Raw genomic sequence first — 18530 nt, forward strand, 5'->3', positions numbered from 1 at the left:
AACACGACCGTTAAGCCCTCCAGCGCCGATGGTACTTGGACCGAAGGGTCCTGGGAGAGTAGGACGTTGCCAAGCGAAGGACCACTGTTGATGAACATCGACGGTGGTTTTTTTGTTTTATTCAACTTTGGAACGGAATGTTGGGCATTGAATCATTGCAGGCCTCACCCAAATCGGTCTCATCTAAAGTTATCCGATCTCCCAGTTTAATGTATGAACCCGAATGATTTTGGACATCCCACCAATGGGGTGTCTTTTTTATATATAAGAAAGTTAAGCATCGGTAACAAGTGCTTCCTTATTATCGCAAGAAAAACTTCCGTTAAGTGCGGTCTGACTTCTTAGAATGTACGTCAATAAAGCGTTCTTCTTCTTTTCTTGTCCGTTGGAAGTGGACATGTATTTGCCCCTGCAAGACACGGGGGATTCCTCTCATTTTTACCAGACTGATTACCTTGACAGCTTTAAGTGGGCTTTGCTAAGATGGCAATAATATATTTTCAGAAACGATTTTCAAGCCTTGTTGCATAAGGACTTTAACAAATACAATACATGACAAATGAGGGGGAAATTACGAAGTGTGGGAACAAAAATTTGCTAAAGAAGGATTTACTTTTGACGATGTTTTGCTGGTACCCCGGAAGTCCGAAGTGCTGCCAAAGGAAGTCGATGTATCCACGAGACTAAGCGATTCGGTGAAACTGAACATTCCTTTGATCAGCGCAGGGATGGACACGGTAACGGAAGCTGCCCTGGCCATTGCGATTGCACGTGAAGGCGGAATTGGCATTATTCACAAAAATATGTCGGTTGAGCAGCAAGCGGAAGAAGTGGACCGTGTTAAACGTTCTGAGAGCGGCGTTATTACCAATCCGTTTTCACTGACAGCCGACCATTTGGTGTCTGATGCTGAACAAGTAATGGCAAAATTCCGAATCTCGGGCGTTCCGATTGTGGACGAGCATAACAAACTTATCGGTATCCTTACAAACCGTGACCTGCGCTTCGTTCATGATTACAGCATCAAGATCTCCGAAGTGATGACTCACGAAAATCTGGTGACTGCGCCAGTGGGTACAACGCTTCAAGAAGCAGAAGTGATTTTGCAGCAGCACAAAATCGAAAAGCTGCCTCTGGTTGATGAGAACAACACACTGAAAGGTCTAATTACCATTAAAGATATTGAGAAAGCCATTCAGTTCCCGAATGCGGCGAAAGATGCGCAAGGACGCCTTCTTGTAGGCGCGGCGATCGGCATTTCGAAGGATGGTTTTGATCGTGCGGAAGCCCTGGTGAATGCAGGGGTTGACGTCGTCGTCGTCGATTCCGCGCACGGCCACCATATCAACATTCTTGATGCGGTCCGCCGTCTTCGCAGCTTGTACCCGGATCTTACGATCATTGCAGGCAACGTGGCTACGGGCGAGGCGACACGCGATCTGATCGAGGCGGGTGCTTCCGTTGTTAAAGTCGGCATTGGACCGGGATCGATTTGTACGACGCGCGTTATTGCCGGCATCGGCGTACCGCAAGTAACAGCGATTTACGATTGTGCTTCGGTAGCCAAAGAGTACGGAGTGCCGATCATCGCAGACGGCGGCATTAAATACTCTGGTGAAATTACTAAGGCACTCGCAGCCGGCAGCCATGCCGTTATGCTAGGAAGCTTGTTTGCGGGAACGGAAGAGAGCCCTGGGGAATCGGAAATTTACCAAGGCCGCCGCTACAAGGTTTACCGTGGCATGGGGTCCATGAGTGCCATGAAACAAGGCAGTAAGGACCGGTATTTCCAGGACGACGACAAGAAGCTCGTTCCGGAAGGGATTGAAGGCCGAGTAGCTTACAAGGGTCCTTTGTCCGACACGATTCACCAATTGATCGGCGGTCTCCGCTCGGGTATGGGCTACTGCGGGACGAAAAGTCTGCAGGAACTGCGTGAAGATACGCAGTTTATCCGCATCACGGGTGCGGGCCTTCGTGAGAGCCATCCGCATGATGTGCAGATCACGAAAGAAGCTCCGAACTACTCTTTGTAATATTCGACATGGTTTGCACAAAACCAACATCTTCTTGTACAGACAGGCCTAAATTAGGCCTGTCTGTCTTTTTTTGCGGTATACCCTGTGTTAGAATAGACAAGTAAGATTTGAGGGCAAGAGGGGAGTTAACAATTCATTGAGTAAGAAATGGAACAAGTTGGGGAAACCGTCTTCGCACAAACGCAAACGTCACTTTGTCAAAAAGAGCGTAGCTTCGGTTATGCTATTGAATATGTTAATGCTGTCCGCTTTGCCGGCCATGGCTTTGGCAGAGGGTACAACGACAACAACGACTACTACGAATACAGCAGCGACTTCCACGGCAAGTAAGGTGCCGAGCGTTGAGTCTCTGCAGCTCCAGGTTAAATCCGCGGTGCTGATCGAGCCAACAACAGGGCAAGTTCTCTTGTCGGTGAACGCCGATGAAGCACTGCCGCCAGCGAGTATGACCAAGATGATGACCGAGTATCTCATCGCGGATATGGTCAAACAGGGCAAGTTTAAATGGGACGATGTCGTGACCGTTGGTGAAAATGCATCCAAGACGATTGGCTCGCGTATCTTTTTAGATGCTAATGATCAACATACCGTTAAGGAACTGTACATAGCGATGGCAGTAGGATCGGCTAACGACGCTACCGTTGCGCTGGCTGAGTATGCAGCCGGGTCTGAACTGGAATTTGTCAAGCTGATGAATGAAACGGCCAAGAAATTCGGGATGAAAACAGCTCATTTTATCAACTCCACAGGGCTCGACCGCGCAGACATGCCGGCAAAATTTAGGCCTGAGGCTGAAGGAGAGACGGTAATGTCCGCGATGGACGCTGCCCTCCTGGGCAAGCATATCGTTCTCGATCATCCGGATTTTGCCGAGTTTACGGCGATCCAATCCTATAAATTCCGTCCGCGCGATAAAAATCCGATTATCAACTATAACTGGATGCTGGAAGCGAATAAGAGTATTCCGAACTTTAAGGCTTATGCCTACCCAGGCTTGGATGGCCTTAAGACGGGTCATACCAATAACGCGGGCAACTGCTTTACAGGAACAGCCGAACGCGATGGGATGCGTCTAATCAGCGTCGTCATGGGAACGGACTCTGAAGCACACCGCTTTACCGAGACCCGGAAGGTGCTTGATTACGGCTTCAACAATTTTGAGATCAAGCAGGCCGTGGCCGGCAAATCCAAGGTCGAAGGCCTGGACTCCGTTGAGGTCAAAAAAGGCGTCAAAACTTCGGTCGGCGTCGTCACGGACGCTCCGGTCTCATTTATGGTGCCTAAAGGCTCCGATGCCAAAGGCGTTACCTTCAAGACTCAGCTTGAGCCGGCGGACAAGCTTGTGGCTCCGATCAAGCAGGGAACCAAGGTCGGTACCATCACTTATACCTATAAAGTAGATGGGATCGAGAAACCTCAGACGAAAACCGTCAATCTGATCACATCAGACGAAGTGGAGAAGGGCAGCTGGCTGCGCCTGTTCTTCCGGGCCATTAAGGAAATGTTTGGTGATTTATTTGACGGAATCAAAAATCTTTTTTAAGATCAATATAAGATTTTTGCTTTAGTCCACAAAAGCAGCTATGCAGAGTATGCAACCATCCTGCCATTCATAGGGCAAAGGTGGATTACATGATATATATTTCGGGAGGCGTAAACCATTGGAAACGGGAACTTCGAGAGTTAAAAGAGGTATGGCTGAAATGCAAAAAGGCGGCGTCATTATGGACGTCATGAATGCTGAACAGGCAAAGATCGCTGAAGCTGCGGGCGCAACGGCTGTTATGGCATTGGAACGCGTTCCTTCAGATATCCGTGCTGCAGGCGGTGTAGCGCGTATGGCTGACCCTACGATCGTAGAAGAGGTTATGAAAGTCGTATCGATTCCGGTTATGGCGAAAGCCCGTATCGGCCATTATGTAGAAGCGAAAGTGCTTGAATCCCTCGGTGTCGACTACCTTGATGAGAGCGAAGTTCTAACGCCTGCCGATGAAGTATTTCATATCGATAAATGGGACTTCACCGTGCCATTTGTTTGCGGCGCCAAAGACCTTGGAGAAGCGCTGCGCCGGATCGGCGAAGGCGCATCGATGATCCGCACGAAGGGCGAGCCGGGGACAGGCAACATTGTTGAAGCCGTTCGTCATATGCGTCTGATCAACAGCCAAATCCGTAAAGTTCAAAGCATGTCGAAGGACGAGCTGTATGCCGAAGCGAAAAACCTGGGCGTTCCACACGACCTTCTGCTTGGTGTTCACGAGAACGGCAAACTGCCGGTCGTTAACTTTGCTGCAGGCGGTGTGGCTACTCCAGCCGACGCTGCACTGATGATGCATTTGGGAGCTGACGGGGTATTCGTGGGATCGGGTATTTTCAAATCCGATAGTCCGGAGAAATTTGCCCGTGCGATCGTGGAAGCGACGACTCATTACCAAGATTATAAGCTGATTGCCGAAGTATCCAAAAACCTGGGTGCGCCAATGAAGGGCATTGAGATTTCGAAGCTGAGCCCGGCTGAGCGGATGTCGGACCGCGGCTGGTAAGAGAGAGAAGGCTGGACATATGAAAATCGGGGTACTGGCGCTTCAGGGTGCCGTAGCAGAGCATATTCGCAGCATCGAGCTGGCCGGCGCCGAAGGCATGGCCATTAAAAAGGTGGAGGAACTGGAGCAAATTCAGGGCCTGATTATCCCTGGCGGCGAAAGCACGACAATTGGCAAGCTCATGCGGAAGTACGAGTTTATTGAAGCGATTCGCCAATTTTCGGATGCGGGCAAGCCGATCTTCGGCACCTGCGCCGGATTGATCGTGCTGGCCAAATCGATTGAAGGTCAAGAAGAGCCCCACTTGGGGCTGATGAATATAACCGTGGCGCGTAATGCCTTTGGTCGTCAACGGGAGAGCTTTGAAACAGATTTAGACGTCAAGGGGATTGAGGAACCGGTTCGTGCCGTTTTTATCCGTGCACCTCTAATCCGCAGTGTGGGCGATGGGGTCGACGTACTGTCCTCCTATAACGACGAGATTGTGACCGCGCGTGAGGGTCATTTGCTCGCATCTTCGTTCCACCCCGAGCTGACGGATGATTACCGGCTCCATCAGTATTTTGTGGATATGGTAAAAGCCAGTCAAGCGTCTTAAATCAGCAGGATAAACGATGGTAACACGATGACACCTTGACTCTTTTGATGATATCTAAAGGCTGCCTACTGGGTAAGCTTTAGGTAAAAGGTATTCCGGATTGCGGCATGAGCGGCGGCCAGAGAATACCTTTCAAGGGGTCAGGGTTGTTTTTTGATTCAAGCAGGTCTGTCATCATGAAAGTACGTCGATATAAGACGTTTTTCTTTTAGGAGGAATTGTCCAATGTTGGATGTGAAAATATTACGCGGTGATTTCGCGAGAGTGGAGCAGGCACTCAAGAACCGGAACAAATCGCTGGATTTGATTGCCGGATTTCCCGAGCTGGATACCCGCCGCCGGGAACTGCTGCAAGAGAGCGAGGCGCTGAAAAACCGCCGCAACACCGTATCCGGTGAAGTGGCCAAGCGCAAAAAGAACGGGGAGAACGCGGACGAGCTCATTTTGGAGATGCGTCAGGTTTCCGACCAGATTAAAGCGATGGACGAGGAAGTGCGCGAGCTGGAGGCGTCCATTTCCGAACTGACGATGGCCATCCCGAATATTCCGCACGAATCGGTACCGGTCGGCCAGTCCGAAGAAGACAATGTGGAATTGCGCCGGTGGTCGGAACCGAAGACGTTTGATTTTACGCCAAAGGCTCACTGGGATCTGGCTCAGGAGCTGGGCATTCTTGACTTTGAAGCGGCAGCCAAGGTTACCGGTTCGCGCTTTACGTTCTACAAGGGGCTCGGTGCTCGCCTGGAGCGTGCACTGATCAACTTTATGATGGATTTGCACAGCAGCGAGCACGGCTATGAGGAAATGCTGCCTCCTTATATCGTCAACGGGGACAGCTTGCGCGGGACCGGACAGCTTCCGAAATTTGAAGAGGATCTGTTTAAAATTCGTGACACGGACTACTATTTGATTCCGACCGCTGAAGTTCCGGTGACCAACTATTACCGTGATGAAATTTTGACGGTAGAGGATCTGCCAAAGCACTTTGTGGCTTACAGTTCCTGCTTCCGTTCTGAGGCCGGTTCGGCTGGACGTGATACGCGCGGCTTGATCCGCCAGCATCAATTTAACAAGGTGGAGCTGGTGAAGCTTGTTCATCCGGACTCCTCTTACGAAGAACTTGAAAAAATGACGGCGAATGCGGAGCGCGTTCTGCAGCTGCTGCAGCTGCCGTATCGCGTGATGGCGCTCAGCACGGGAGATATGGGCTTCTCGGCGGCAAAAACGTACGATCTGGAAGTTTGGCTGCCGGAGAGCGGAGCTTATCGCGAAATCTCCTCTTGTTCGAACACGGAGGATTTCCAGGCACGGCGCGCCAACATCCGTTTCCGTCCTGAGCCTAAGGCCAAGCCTGAATTCGTGCATACGCTGAACGGGTCGGCCCTTGCTGTAGGCCGGACGGTGGCGGCTATTCTGGAGAATTATCAACAGACGGACGGCAGCGTGGCCGTTCCGGATGTGCTTCAGCCTTACATGGGCAATGTTAAGGTTATTGTCCCGAAAAACCAGGGTTGATATTAGAATTAAACTGTGGTAATATATTTTTGTTACGCACTGCGTGACACTGATGTATTTTCCACGTGGAGGGGTACCGAAGCGGTCATAACGGGGCGGTCTTGAAAACCGTTAGGGCGCAAGTCCACATGGGTTCGAATCCCATCCCCTCCGCCATTTAACCGAACAAACGACAAAGCCATTCCTGCTTATGCAGGAGCGGCTTTTTTTGTTTTTGCCAGACACCGTCATCGCATAAAATGAGCGTATCCTCCGCACATTAACAAAGGCAGGGGAGGTGTTCAATCATGAACCGAGACTTTGAATTGAACCAAAACAAATTGGTCCAAGCTTGGCAATCCCAGCTTCCTCAAACGCTTGACACATCCGACCAGGCACAAGTGTTTGCCGATGGGGCAAATCCCCAGGCGCTGCGGATCCATATTGATACCGCTGGGCGATCGAAGTACTCCTTTGACTTCCAGTGCTCTTATGTGGATACGCGGGAGGTTAAAGTAGATCTGGTGGATGTGGAGCGCGACGGACGCACGGTTGACGAACGCACGGATGTCATTCAGAATATGGCGCAGGATTACACTCGCCAAATTCACGAATGCGCCCAAGCTCTTCACGATTTGACGCATCACTCTTAAGAAAAGAGGGACGACGATGACCAAAGCCAAACCGGGTGTCGACAAAAATCTCAGCAATGTCGTAGACGATTTGGATCAAACGGTAGTGAACAGCCATCAGGCAAATCAGTTGCAGCAGAAGCGAAACGACCGCAGGCATGAGGATGAAATCAATCATCAGCATACGGTCGACCTGGAGCATCCGCATTCTTAACCATTCTATTTTATACGGAGGGAATCGCCGATGAGTAAACCAAACGCTGTTCCGGTACCTGAAGCGCAAGAGCAAGAGCCGCGTAACCGAGATCGCGAGCGGTCCGGCATGCAAGAGCCGTTATCCGGATCGAAGAAGGTCAAGAACCGTAATCATGTGGGTCATTTGAATAGAGAAGGATCGTAAGATCCACCCCAGAGAGGCATCCGGCTGAAACCCGGATGCCTTTTTTGCGCTTAAAAATGAAAATTCACCAAAAGATTTCCAAAAAAGGGTTTCAGTACGGGGAGATATCGTTTATGATTACAAGGGGTATTTTTTGCTTTTTAGAGACGAGAGGAGAGAGAAATTGTGATGAAGAAGAAATGGGCAGCCCTGATTCTTACACTGGTCTTGGCAATGACCGTGGTGCTTGCAGGCTGCAGCAGCAAGAAGGATCCGAAGGAAGCGCTGGAGGCTTCGGCCGTCAACGCGATGAAAATGACATCGTATGAAATGAAGAGCAAGGTAACGATTAAAGATTTGCAGGTTACCAGTGAAAGTGCCGACAGCGCCGCAACCAGCCAAGTGATGAGCATGCTGAAAAATGCGGAATTGACGATCGATGGGGTATATCAGAACGATCCACAGCAAACGGAGATGACGCTCGGCATTAACCTGAAGGGCGACATGTCCATGAGCTTTAATATTCCGATGGTGATGACTCAAGATAAATTGTACGTAAAAGTGCCAAGCATTCCGATGCTGCCGCTGCCTGAGGACGTTGTAGGAAAATTCCTGGTCCTCGACATGAAAGAGCTGGCAGAACAGCAAGGGACGTCCTTTAACCCCGACATGATGAATCCCGAAAAGACGAAGAAGCTGGCCGGCGAAATTATGAATACCCTGTTTACCGAATATGACGGTGAAAAATATTTCAAAGACGTAGCGGTCAAAGACGCTAACCTGCCGGATGGCGTGGATGCCAAGCAAGTGGTTCAATTTTATGTAACCAACGACAACGTGAAAGAAGCGGCCGATATTCTGGTGAACAAGGCGCTGCCGAAAATCCTTGACATTATCAGCAAGGATGAGTACCGTGAAATGCTTGGCGTTAACCAGGAAGATATCGACCAAATGAAGAAGGATCTGAACTCGACGGACAGCAAGGATGAAATCAGCAAAGGCCTGAACGATCTGAAGAACTACTTGAAGGTCAACCAGTTCGAAGTCAACACGGCCATCAATAAAGATAGCTTCCCTGCATACCAAGATGCCATTATGAACGTTGAAATGAACGATCCGGAAACGAAGGATAACATGAAGCTGTCGCTGCAGGCGACGAGCCAATACAGCAAAATCAACGAAAAGCAAACCTTCAGCATCGGCATTCCAAAAGAGGCAGATGTCATTACGATGGAGCAGCTTCAAGAGAAAATGGGAGCCATGGCTTACTAAGCTCCATACGAAGCAAAACAGCCCGGCCAGGGTCACTGGCCGGGCTGTTTGTTTTGTCAGGCCTTGCCCCGCAGCTTGCGGAAAAATTGGGTCAGCAGCCCAGCGCATTCTTCCTGCAGCACATTGGCAATCACTTCGGTGCGATGGTTGAAGCGAGGCTCCTGCAGCAAGTTCATCAGCGTCCCGGCGCACCCTGCCTTAGGATCGTAGGTGCCGTAAACGACCCGCGGGATACGGGACTGGACGATGGCACCGGAGCACATCGGGCACGGCTCCAGCGTGACGTAAAGCGTGCAGTCCAGCAGGCGCCAGGACTGTACCGCGATACTGGCTTCCCGGATGGCGACGATTTCGGCGTGAGCGGTCGCATCCTGGGACGTTTCCCTTAAGTTATAGCCGCGACCGATCATTTCCCCGTTGCGGACAATAACCGCGCCGATCGGCACTTCGCCCAAGTCCTCCGCCAATTTGGCTTGATGGATCGCCTCGCGCATCCAGTGCTCATGACGATCATTATCCACAAGTTCATCCACATGAAGCGGATGCTTAGATTGATTTTCCAACGTAAAAGAGCCTCCCTGTGCCGAATTTCGGCTTATTCAGCGAACAAGCATTCTGTTGTTAACATGCTGTGCACAAAATTGTGGATAACTCATTGATTACGCACAGAATTATCCCCAGTTTATTAAATGGCGCTGTGAATATGTTGATAAGTTGTGGACATGCTGCGTTATTTCGAGTTTAGCCGATCATTTTCGACAAGCTTTTCAAAAATCGGCCTACAGAGTATGATGGAATAGGTTATTCCAATTATCGCCAAGGCAAGATTAGAGGTGATCCGATTTGTCAATGAAGAAGAAACTGTCCCTCACCATGGCTGGTTCACTCTGTCTGATTTTACTTTTAAATATTATTCTTAGTTTGTACACAACGCAAGCCAGTTTGCGTCGGGAAAGCGAACGAAAAATGTTGTTGGCCGCCAGACAGGTGGCTGCCTCGATTGAGCAGAGCCAGGAGAGTGCAGGCATGGTCGAGCGCCAGATCGGTGAACTTCTGCACGTGGCTGCCAAATTGGCGGCAAAAGAGCTGGATCCGGATATCCAGAACATTACGAATGAGCAGCTGGCCAAGCTGAGCGAGCAGGTGGGGGTCACCCATATCGCCCTGCTTGTCCGCACCGGTGACGATATTATCATTGCCAAGTCTTCAGAACCCGCCGAGCTCGGTCTCTCCACGAAAGACTGGGGATACTGGTTTAAGGCGTTTAAGCAGCTCTTCGAGGAAGAACGCGTGACGATTCCGTATGGAACGGCCGCGGACCATTTTTGGACCGGGCCGTTTGAATATTCCAACTCCACGCCGAACGTAATCGATAAATGGGGTTATTATTATGACGCCCGGCGCAACTATATCATTGATCCGTATATTCGCACCGATTCCCTTCATCAGATCGGCACCCATATCCCGAGTCCGGAAGAGGTGCTCGACAAAACGAAGGAAATCAACGGAGAAATTCTTGAGATCAGCTGCATCAATCCGCAGACCTTTTCGGGCGTCCGAATGTCCGGGCAAGGATATGTCCATGATAAGACTAAGCTGCACAACCGGCCGATACGCTACGGCACCTATACATATATCGACCTCGATAACGATAAACAGGCTGTTGAGAAATCCGCAAAAAACGGGGATAATGTCGTTTATGTAACCCGCATCGATGGTAAAAAGCTGTTAAAGAGCTTTATTCCCGTGTACAGTTCATCCCAGGCGTCCTACGTCATCAGCATCGTCATGGATTATGCGGAGATATCCAAGGTATTGCAAAAGCAGCTTGTCTCCTATACATCGATTTCGGCCTTGCTGTTGATTCTGTTTGTCTTCATAAGCTATAAACAGGCCGGATATATCATTCGGCCGATCGATGCGATTCTGGTCAAAGTGAAGAATGTCGCTCAGGGACGCTTCGATACACCGCTCGTCATCAACAGCAAGGATGAGCTCGGCCTGCTGGCTGCCAAAATCAATACGATGACCGGTAATCTGAGCAGCTATACCGACCAGCTCAAACAAGCCGTGGAAGAGAACCGCTCGGTTAAAGAGCATTTGGAATCTGTCATCCAGCAGACGGCCGATGCCATTCATACGACAGACCTTGAGGGAAATATCATTCAGGTCAATAAAGCCTTTGAAAAGCTGTACGGCTGGTCAAGCCATGAAGTGATCGGCAAGCGGATCAATCTCATTCCCGACCATTTGGCAGGGGAGGTGCGGGCAAGGCTCGACGCCTTAATGCGGGGTGAACAGCTGCCGGCTGTAGAAACGGTCCGAATGAAGAAGGACGGGACCCCCGTGGAGGTCAGCATTAGCACGTCTGCGGTCAGGGATCCGGGAGGAAAGGTCGTATCGTTCATCAGCATTTCGAGAGATATGACGGAACGCAACCGGATGGATGAACTGCTCCGCCAGTCCGAGAAGCTGACCACGGTCGGTCAGTTGGCGGCCGGGGTGGCGCATGAGATCCGCAATCCGCTCACGACGCTGCGGGGATTCCTGCAGCTGCAGGAGTATAACAACCGCGTCGATCTAAAGCACAACCAGATCATGCTGTCTGAGCTGGAGAGAATCAATCTGATCGTGAGCGAATTTTTAATTTTGGCCAAGCCCCAGGCCGTGCACTTCCGAAATAAAAATGTTCGTGATATTTTAGAGGATGTGTTGTCGCTGCTGAGCAGTCAGGCCAATCTGCACGGCATTGAGTTCGTCATGGCCTCCCAGACAGCCGAGACGGACGTGCACTGCGAGGAGAACCAGCTGAAGCAGGTCTTTATCAATTTGCTGAAAAACGCCATGGAGGCGATGCCTGAAGGCGGCGTCATCCATATTGAACTGTTCCGGCCGGATCCGGACCATATTGGGATTAGGATCACGGATGAAGGCGTAGGGATTCCTGAGCACCAAATGGAGAAGGTAGGAGAGCCCTTTTTCACCAATAAGGAAAATGGGACCGGTCTTGGCCTGATGGTCAGCCAGCGGATTGTGGAGGGCCATAAGGGGTCGCTTCAGATTGAGAGCGCCGTAAATAAGGGTACCCGGGTCACGTTGACGCTGCCAGCGGCACGGCCGGAGCCTGGGGAAGGACAACAGCGGGAATAATCATTCCTCTTGTCCGGGGTAAACCATAATGAGATGAGGTTATAGGCTTTGAGGATTAACAAATATATCAGTGAGACCGGGTATTGTTCCCGGCGCGAAGCGGATAAGCTGGTAGAGAGCGGGAAGGTTACAATCAATGGCGTCAAGGCGGTGCTGGGCAGCCAGGCGGAGGAAGGGGACGACGTCCGCATCAACGGCCGGCCCTTGCAGGAGAAGAAGGATACGCATGTCTACATTGCGCTCAATAAACCGGTTGGGATCACCAGTACGACGGAACAGCATATCAAGGGCAACATTGTGGACTTCGTGGGCCATTCGGAGCGGATCTTTCCGATCGGCCGGTTGGATAAGGATTCGGAAGGACTCATCCTGCTGACCAGTGACGGTGATATCGTCAATAAAATACTGCGCGCCGAAGGCAAGCATGAGAAGGAGTACATCGTCACGGTGGATAAGCCGGTTACGCCGTCCTTTTTAACGGGGATGTCCAGCGGGGTGAAGATTTTGGGCGATATGACCCTTCCCTGTAAGGTGACACGGATCTCGGAGCGGGTGTTCAAAATCATTCTGACCGAGGGGAAAAACCGGCAGATCCGCCGGATGTGCAGCGCCTTTGGCTATGAGGTGCACAGGCTGCAGCGGATTCGAATCATGAACATTCACCTGGGCTCCCTGGGCAAAGGCAAATGGCGCGATTTAACGCCGCGGGAGAAGGAGGAGCTGGGACAACTGCTGCAGTACCGCCTCGACTAAGTCGGTGCACGAAAATGCTTTTAGCACAAGTTGTTCTTATGATATAAGGAGGCCCGATTCTCCGAAGCTAACACTTTCTTAGATCTTAAAAAGGCTGCTCCCCTCTGTTGATGGGAACAGCCTGTCGATTGGTCATCGCAGTGTTATTTTTTATTTGCGGTCACCGGGATTTGCTCGCTGGTGTCCTGGTACTTCCGGATGATGGATACCTCGACGCGGCGGTTTTTGGCCCGTCCGGCTTCGGTATCGTTGGAAGCGACCGGCCTGAACTCGCCGAAGGCGGTCGAGGTGAACTTGGCCGGGTCGAGCTGCTTGTTGGTGAGCAGAATCTTCAGAAAGTTCAGCGCCCGGTTGGAGCTGAGGTCCCAGTTAGACGCATACTCGCTGTTCGAGATCGGCATATTGTCCGTATGGCCGGAGACGACGACGTCATACGTCGGGAACTGCTGAAGCATGTTGCTGATGGCGAGCGCCAGCTGGCGGGACTCAGGCTTCACCTGGGCGCTGCCTGAAGCAAACAGGGCGTTGTCGCTGATCGTGATCGTAAGCTGTGATTGATTCAGCTTCGTATCCAGCTGGTTCGTCAGGCCGTTGGTCTTGATATATTGATCCAGCTGATTCTTCAGCTTCTCCAGGTCTTCCTGTTCCTGCTTGGCCAGCTGGGACTTCTGTTTCTTGTCATTGTTATCCGTGACGATGCTTTCTTGGGAGTCCTTTTTGCCCTGGTCCATATTTTTGTCCATTGGCAAATTGGATCTGAAGTTGAGCACTCCGTTTCCAGTGCTGAGTGCATTGTTGAAGGCCTGGCTCATTTCCTCGAATTTCTTGGCGTCTGTGGCGCTCATGGAATAGAGTACGATAAACAGGGCCAGCAGCAGCGTGAGCAGATCGGCATAGGGGAGTAGCCAGGATTCGTCGGCATGCTCCTCATGCGGTTCATGTCTAGTCTTTTTGGCCACCTAAACCATCCTCCTTCTCATTCTCATTCATTTGAGCGCGCTCGGAAGGGGTTAAGAAGACGGAGAGCTTTTGGCTGATCGCAATGGTGGATACGCCGGATTGAATCGACAGCAGTCCTTCTACCATCATGAGCTTGATCTCCACTTCTTTTTTGGACAGGCGTTTCAGCTTGTTGGCGATCGGGTGCCACAGGACATAACCCGTGAAAATACCAAGCAGTGTCGCAATAAAGGCCGCGCCAATCGCGTGGGCCAGCTCGGCCATATTCTCCATCTTGGTCAGGGCGGCAATCAGGCCGACAACGGCACCGAGCACCCCCAGGGAAGGAGCATACATACCGGCCTGGGAGAAGAGCAGGGCACCTGCACGGTGACGTTCTTCCGTCGCCGCAATATCTTCCATCAAGACGTCGCGGACGAACTCCTGGTCATTGCCGTCGATAATCATGCGCATACCGTTACGAAGGAAGGCGTCGTCGATTTCTTCGACCTTGGTCTCCAGAGCGAGGAGGCCTTCCCGACGGGTAATCGAAGCCCACTCCATGAACAGGGCGATGAGCTCCTGGCGCTGCATGAGCTTTTGTTTGACGAAGGTCATTTTTAACAGCTTGGGGAACTTCTTGATCTCGGACATCGGAAAGCCGATAAACAACGTAGCCGCGGTTCCGGCGAGAATAATGACATAAGCGGCGGGCGTCAGCAGGCTGACGATGGGGGCACCTTTCAGCACCATGCCGACTAGGACCGCAACCACACCGAGTATTAGGCCAACAATCGTTGAAATTTCCATTGCACACCTCATCCATGAGAAATAGAATTGAATCCTTTCGGAATCGACCACGTTTACATCCTTGCAACATGGTCGCTTTCACAAAAAACGGTTTATATTATTTATCGACACCATTCTCTTTTTTTTTAAGGGATATTTTCCGGTATAATGAAATGACAAGGTTCATCTGTCCTACAAAATCAGGTCTAAGCAGCATATCCTGAAGGGAATACGCAAAGCAAAAACGGGTGACGAATGGCCCACATGCCTTCCGGACCAAAGGGCGCATGAAGCAGGGCATTTCCATTCACAAGAACCGCTTATAGATCGTATGTGTAACTAAACTTCGATATTGGAGGAAATGGCATGGGTGTAAAGCACGGACGTGACTATGACGGCATACTGACCGATTTGACGGCAGCTGTCGGGGAAATCCCGGACAGTTATTTGTTTTTTGAAATGGCGGAGCAGGATTGGGTGCAGCTGGGTACGGAAGAGAAGCGTGAGGTGCATGAAGCGCTGGCGGAGGATTTGTTCTATGCGCTGGGAGCCGAACCTGTCATTACGGTTGGAAGCGGTGTCGTTATGTACGACAAGGACCACCATCGGATCAACCTGCTGATCGGCGACGAGGAGCTAACCGTAGTCTCACTGATATAGTCCCTGGGGCCGGATGGATTTTTTAAACCCGTCCATGGTAAGATATTATTCGTATGTACTCTCCTTGGGAAGCATGATTGCATTCAAGGATGAATACAATGGGTAAAGGTTTTCGCCCGAGCATACACTAATGAGACATCCTGGTGAACCTCGGGGATGTTAGGTTTCAGGGAGGAACGGAAGAATGGTATATACGCAAGAAGAAGTAGAAACGCATTTGTCAAAGCTGGAAGGCTGGGAGCTTGAAGAGGGCCGCTGGATCGTGCGCAAATACGTTTTCTCCAATTTCATGAAGGGCATTTCCTTCGTGGATGAGGTTGCGGCCATTTCAGAGGCTTTTGGCCACCACCCCTTTATTACGATTGATTATAAAAACGTGACGCTGCGTCTGACTTCTTGGGATGAAGGTGGGATTACGTCTCTGGATGTCAAGGAGGCCCACCAATTTAACGAACTGTTCGAAAAAATGCGTTCCGGAGAAAAAAGGTAAATTGAATAATGCAGCAAATAAAAACACGCTTTGGTGTTGAACGTACCGTTCCTCCAAAGCGTGTTTCTGTATGCGTTTCAGCCGCTATTTCTTGGTAGCCAACCACTGGGCCACATTGGCGATCTCTTCGGCTTTCAGCTTATCTTTAAAGGATGGCATGCCGCCTTTACCTTTAGTGATAATGGTGTAAATCTCTTCAGCGGACAGTTGGCTTCCGATCTTTTGAAGGTTCGGGCCTACCGCACCCTGAAGCTGATCCCCGTGACAGCTAATGCAGCCTTGTTCTTTAACCGTAGCTTCGGCCGCTGCGGCGTCCATCGTGACTTCCGGCATGGTCGGCTTCTCTTCTTCCGCCACCTGCTCTTTGCCTGGAAGCGTAAACATGAGCACAATTGCCATAACCACTGCGATCATTAATACACCGCTCATGATCCATTTTTGCATCCGTTTTCGTCCTTTCTATGTAAACTGTCATTCTTCATTCCTTCATTATAACGGAACAAGCCATCACATCAAATAGTTTGTGTCAAAAAAGCAAACGAATCCAAACTCGGCGCCACCAAAAATACACAAATTTGTACCAATTTAAAGTTGACGCTGAGGCCCTTCATAAACCATACAGTGAAACAGCTGCTCTCCCTCGGGCGTGAGTTTGGGATAGGTGTCGGCGATAACAAACCCCGACTTCTCGTAAGCCCGGATGGCCCGCTTATTCCACGTATGTACTTCAAGGTCGATTTCGTCTCCCGGCCGATTCTCCCGGGCTGCGCCGACCACTGCCTGCATAAAGCTTTTACCCAGCCCCTGGCCGCATAAATCAGGCCGCATGCCAACCCCGAGCCGGGTTACGCCCACTAAAGGAAAGAGCTGCGCGAACCCGCACAGTGCATGGTCAGCATCGAGTAAGGACACATACTGACTCCGTCTCACCTCAGGATCGCCAAATTCGACGCCAAGCGCCTCCATCTGACTCCACGGCAGCCAACCGTACAGATCGTATGGAAGGGCGTACGTCCAGCCACAGACGGTCTCAGCATGCTCCCGGGTCATGGGGACGGTCATGAAGCTCTCATGTTGGAGGTTCACGTACATATCTCCCTTCCAGACCTCCATGTAGGATTTGAACATTGGAGAAAAAATATTCCTGATTCCCGCGGATACCTGTTTAATTCCGGAATAGAAGGGTAAAGGAGGAGTAGCGGGCGGGAATGGAGAGGTTACCCATTTCTGTCCGCAAAAAATCCCGCAAAAGGAGATTTCGGCAAAAATCTCTTTCTACGGGATCTCTTACCCTTGCTTTACCTGCATTACTGGACGTCATCAACGTCCTCGGAATCGACGGCGGCGGTTTTGTATTTATCCGTACTCATGATTCGTTTGGCGCCAACGTAGCGGTTGACGTAGTAGCTGTCGCTCAGAGAGCTGATGATCACACCGCGAGAAGTAGAGGCATGTGCGAATTTTCCGTCGCCGACGTAAATTCCGACATGGGATACTCCAGATCCCGATGTATTAAAAAATACCAGGTCACCTGCTCTCAGATCGCTACGGGATACGGCTGAGCCCATGCTGAACTGGGAACCAGATTGATGGGGCAGATCGATGCCCAATTGATCAAATACGTACATTGTAAATCCCGAGCAGTCAAATCCGCTTGTTGTGGTTCCGCCCGTTCTGTACTTGGTTCCGATAGCACTGTCGATCACTTTATCCATCTTGGAATCCGCGAAAGCGCTTCCTGTGCCGACCGTGAGCACGATGGCGAAACTCATGACTGCTGCTGCAAGCTTCTTCTTCAAGTAAAATACCCCTTCCGGTGCCTGCGAGGTTAGCTTAAGGATTCGGTAGAAGGCCCCCTATGATCCCTCTGAAGCAAGATCAATTCACCCATAACTGGTTCCCCCGCTTTCCTTAGTGTGAGGAAATTCGGCATGAACTTTTACACTATGTATAATTCCCTGGTACTTCTTATTCGTTCGCAACTTTGTATCAGGCAAAGATTACAAAGTTGTTACTATCGCTGGGACTATTGTAACAAAGGAATCGGACTTTGGCAATTGTTTCTAAAGAAAAAGAAGATTTGTAGGAAAATTTATAGGAAATGATGTTTATTTGTTGGACGAGTGGTTAAAAAGAAATTACAGCAGAGGAAAAAAACAGGAGAAAGTCGTGGATTTACTCGGCTAAAAAAATTTTTTTGAAATGCTGTTACCTTTTTGACGGTTCGTACGTCTAATAAATAACAACAAACCCGCGGGGCGATTTCGGCAAAAATCAGCGGCGCGGGTTGTTCTGGATATGCATTGTTTTTGAGAGATAATCAATTATAAACCGCAGCTTGGTATTTGGCCGTACTCATGACCCGTTTGGCGCCAACGTAGCGGTTGGCGTAGTAGCTTTGGCTCAACTGGCTGATGGTAACGCCTTTCGAAGAGGAGGCATGCGCGAATTTTCCGTTGCCGATGTAAATGCCGACATGGGAAACGCCTGCGCCCAGGGTGTTAAAGAAAACCAAATCTCCTGCTCTCAGCTGGCTTTTTGAAACAGCGGTACCTGTTTTATATTGCGCAGCGGATTGACGCGGGAGGTTTAAACCCAGCTTTTGGTATACGTAACGCGTAAAACCGGAGCAATCGAAGCCGTTTGTAGTTGTTCCGCCGGTTTTGTAAGAAACGCCGATCGTGTTGTTAACGATGTGGTTCAGAGATGAATCCGCAAATACGCTGCCGGTGCCCATGGAGAACGCAAGTGTAAGGCCCAGCGCTGCGGCTGCTAACTTCTTCTTCAAAAAG

General features: G+C 50.4%; 20 protein-coding genes, 1 tRNA gene, 1 rRNA gene and 1 riboswitch. Of the genes, 15 read left to right on the top strand and 7 right to left on the bottom strand.

The features are described from left to right. From rrf to CJP46_RS35740, 11 genes are all read left to right on the top strand, one after another. A 5S ribosomal RNA gene (gene rrf / locus CJP46_RS37720) occupies window positions 1–75 on the top strand; the annotation flags it as partial. 503 nt (window positions 76–578) lie between these two features. Beyond that, window positions 579–2036, top strand: coding sequence for an IMP dehydrogenase (gene guaB / locus CJP46_RS35700; RefSeq protein ID WP_094600333.1), 1458 nt, complete (start codon window positions 579–581; stop codon window positions 2034–2036). A 223-nt stretch (window positions 2037–2259) separates the two neighbouring features. After that, complete coding sequence (locus CJP46_RS35705; RefSeq protein WP_094600354.1) at window positions 2260–3582, top strand: D-alanyl-D-alanine carboxypeptidase family protein; 1323 nt, start codon at window positions 2260–2262, stop codon at window positions 3580–3582. A gap of 118 nt (window positions 3583–3700) precedes the next feature. Further along, window positions 3701–4582 carry a pyridoxal 5'-phosphate synthase lyase subunit PdxS gene (gene pdxS, locus CJP46_RS35710; RefSeq protein WP_094600334.1) on the top strand — a complete coding sequence of 294 codons (882 nt, stop codon included), beginning with the start codon at window positions 3701–3703 and terminating at the stop codon, window positions 4580–4582. Between the two features lie 19 nt (window positions 4583–4601). Then, complete coding sequence (pdxT, locus tag CJP46_RS35715) at window positions 4602–5180, top strand: pyridoxal 5'-phosphate synthase glutaminase subunit PdxT (RefSeq protein ID WP_094600335.1); 579 nt, start codon at window positions 4602–4604, stop codon at window positions 5178–5180. Window positions 5181–5405: 225 nt separating this feature from the next. After that, window positions 5406–6695 carry a serine--tRNA ligase gene (gene serS / locus CJP46_RS35720; RefSeq protein WP_094600336.1) on the top strand — a complete coding sequence of 430 codons (1290 nt, stop codon included), beginning with the start codon at window positions 5406–5408 and terminating at the stop codon, window positions 6693–6695. Window positions 6696–6762: 67 nt separating this feature from the next. Continuing rightward, window positions 6763–6851 (top strand) — tRNA-Ser (locus tag CJP46_RS35725). A 131-nt stretch (window positions 6852–6982) separates the two neighbouring features. Next, the gene (locus CJP46_RS35730; RefSeq protein ID WP_094600337.1) at window positions 6983–7327 is read left to right on the top strand and encodes a hypothetical protein; all 345 of its coding nucleotides are present in this window, start codon (window positions 6983–6985) and stop codon (window positions 7325–7327) included. Window positions 7328–7343: 16 nt separating this feature from the next. Continuing rightward, entirely contained in the window at window positions 7344–7520 is a 177-nt protein-coding gene (locus CJP46_RS36810) for a hypothetical protein (protein ID WP_179281465.1), read from the top strand. Between the two features lie 30 nt (window positions 7521–7550). Further along, entirely contained in the window at window positions 7551–7706 is a 156-nt protein-coding gene (locus CJP46_RS35735) for a small acid-soluble spore protein P (RefSeq protein WP_094600338.1), read from the top strand. Window positions 7707–7874: 168 nt separating this feature from the next. Next, window positions 7875–8957: a hypothetical protein gene (locus tag CJP46_RS35740; RefSeq protein ID WP_094600339.1), complete on the top strand. Its 1083-nt coding sequence runs from the start codon at window positions 7875–7877 to the stop codon at window positions 8955–8957. Window positions 8958–9013: 56 nt separating this feature from the next. On the opposite strand, the gene tadA is transcribed toward CJP46_RS35740, so the two are convergent. Continuing rightward, window positions 9014–9520, bottom strand: coding sequence for a tRNA adenosine(34) deaminase TadA (gene tadA / locus CJP46_RS35745; protein WP_256992673.1), 507 nt, complete (start codon window positions 9518–9520; stop codon window positions 9014–9016). A 286-nt stretch (window positions 9521–9806) separates the two neighbouring features. Between tadA and CJP46_RS35750 the strand changes: the two genes are divergently transcribed. Further along, window positions 9807–12107, top strand: coding sequence for an ATP-binding protein (locus tag CJP46_RS35750; RefSeq protein ID WP_256992674.1), 2301 nt, complete (start codon window positions 9807–9809; stop codon window positions 12105–12107). Window positions 12108–12155: 48 nt separating this feature from the next. Then, window positions 12156–12860, top strand: coding sequence for a 23S rRNA pseudouridine(2604) synthase RluF (rluF, locus tag CJP46_RS35755; protein WP_094600341.1), 705 nt, complete (start codon window positions 12156–12158; stop codon window positions 12858–12860). A 143-nt stretch (window positions 12861–13003) separates the two neighbouring features. Here the strand turns inward: rluF and motB are convergent, their stop codons facing one another. Both motB and motA read right to left on the bottom strand, forming a co-directional pair. Beyond that, a complete protein-coding gene (gene motB, locus CJP46_RS35760) occupies window positions 13004–13819 on the bottom strand; it encodes a flagellar motor protein MotB (protein WP_094600342.1) in 816 nt (271 codons plus the stop codon). Then, entirely contained in the window at window positions 13803–14609 is an 807-nt protein-coding gene (gene motA / locus CJP46_RS35765; protein ID WP_094600343.1) for a flagellar motor stator protein MotA, read from the bottom strand. The genes motB and motA overlap by 17 nt, the downstream gene beginning before the upstream one ends. A gap of 345 nt (window positions 14610–14954) precedes the next feature. Between motA and CJP46_RS35770 the strand changes: the two genes are divergently transcribed. Both CJP46_RS35770 and CJP46_RS35775 read left to right on the top strand, forming a co-directional pair. Further along, a complete protein-coding gene (locus tag CJP46_RS35770; RefSeq protein WP_094600344.1) occupies window positions 14955–15248 on the top strand; it encodes a hypothetical protein in 294 nt (97 codons plus the stop codon). A 184-nt stretch (window positions 15249–15432) separates the two neighbouring features. Further along, window positions 15433–15738 carry a 4a-hydroxytetrahydrobiopterin dehydratase gene (locus CJP46_RS35775; protein WP_076176937.1) on the top strand — a complete coding sequence of 102 codons (306 nt, stop codon included), beginning with the start codon at window positions 15433–15435 and terminating at the stop codon, window positions 15736–15738. Window positions 15739–15822: 84 nt separating this feature from the next. Here the strand turns inward: CJP46_RS35775 and CJP46_RS35780 are convergent, their stop codons facing one another. The 4 genes from CJP46_RS35780 to CJP46_RS35795 form a co-directional block, all read right to left on the bottom strand. Next, window positions 15823–16182: a c-type cytochrome gene (locus tag CJP46_RS35780; protein WP_094600345.1), complete on the bottom strand. Its 360-nt coding sequence runs from the start codon at window positions 16180–16182 to the stop codon at window positions 15823–15825. Window positions 16183–16323: 141 nt separating this feature from the next. Further along, window positions 16324–16824: a GNAT family N-acetyltransferase gene (locus tag CJP46_RS35785; protein ID WP_373558076.1), complete on the bottom strand. Its 501-nt coding sequence runs from the start codon at window positions 16822–16824 to the stop codon at window positions 16324–16326. A gap of 221 nt (window positions 16825–17045) precedes the next feature. After that, window positions 17046–17537: a C40 family peptidase gene (locus CJP46_RS35790; RefSeq protein WP_373558077.1), complete on the bottom strand. Its 492-nt coding sequence runs from the start codon at window positions 17535–17537 to the stop codon at window positions 17046–17048. Window positions 17538–17540: 3 nt separating this feature from the next. Beyond that, a riboswitch (cyclic di-AMP (ydaO/yuaA leader) is annotated at window positions 17541–17680 on the bottom strand. A gap of 378 nt (window positions 17681–18058) precedes the next feature. Then, a complete protein-coding gene (locus CJP46_RS35795) occupies window positions 18059–18526 on the bottom strand; it encodes a C40 family peptidase (protein ID WP_094600346.1) in 468 nt (155 codons plus the stop codon). Between the last annotated feature and the right edge of the window lie 4 nt (window positions 18527–18530).

The organism is Paenibacillus sp. XY044 (genome assembly GCF_002257645.1).
Lineage (GTDB): Bacteria > Bacillota > Bacilli > Paenibacillales > Paenibacillaceae > Paenibacillus_AQ.

Excerpts from the sequence above, each read along its gene's own strand:
- CJP46_RS35705 (WP_094600354.1), top strand. The coding sequence starts at position 2,260 with ATGCTATTGAATATGTTAATGCTGTCCGCTTTGCCGGCCATGGCTTTG.
- pdxT (WP_094600335.1), top strand. The coding sequence starts at position 4,602 with ATGAAAATCGGGGTACTGGCGCTTCAGGGTGCCGTAGCAGAGCATATT.
- serS (WP_094600336.1), top strand. The coding sequence starts at position 5,406 with ATGTTGGATGTGAAAATATTACGCGGTGATTTCGCGAGAGTGGAGCAG.
- CJP46_RS35730 (WP_094600337.1), top strand. The coding sequence starts at position 6,983 with ATGAACCGAGACTTTGAATTGAACCAAAACAAATTGGTCCAAGCTTGG.
- CJP46_RS36810 (WP_179281465.1), top strand. The coding sequence starts at position 7,344 with ATGACCAAAGCCAAACCGGGTGTCGACAAAAATCTCAGCAATGTCGTA.
- CJP46_RS35735 (WP_094600338.1), top strand. The coding sequence starts at position 7,551 with ATGAGTAAACCAAACGCTGTTCCGGTACCTGAAGCGCAAGAGCAAGAG.
- CJP46_RS35740 (WP_094600339.1), top strand. The coding sequence starts at position 7,875 with ATGAAGAAGAAATGGGCAGCCCTGATTCTTACACTGGTCTTGGCAATG.
- CJP46_RS35750 (WP_256992674.1), top strand. The coding sequence starts at position 9,807 with ATGAAGAAGAAACTGTCCCTCACCATGGCTGGTTCACTCTGTCTGATT.
- motA (WP_094600343.1), bottom strand. The coding sequence starts at position 14,609 with ATGGAAATTTCAACGATTGTTGGCCTAATACTCGGTGTGGTTGCGGTC.
- CJP46_RS35770 (WP_094600344.1), top strand. The coding sequence starts at position 14,955 with ATGGGTGTAAAGCACGGACGTGACTATGACGGCATACTGACCGATTTG.
- CJP46_RS35775 (WP_076176937.1), top strand. The coding sequence starts at position 15,433 with ATGGTATATACGCAAGAAGAAGTAGAAACGCATTTGTCAAAGCTGGAA.
- CJP46_RS35780 (WP_094600345.1), bottom strand. The coding sequence starts at position 16,182 with ATGCAAAAATGGATCATGAGCGGTGTATTAATGATCGCAGTGGTTATG.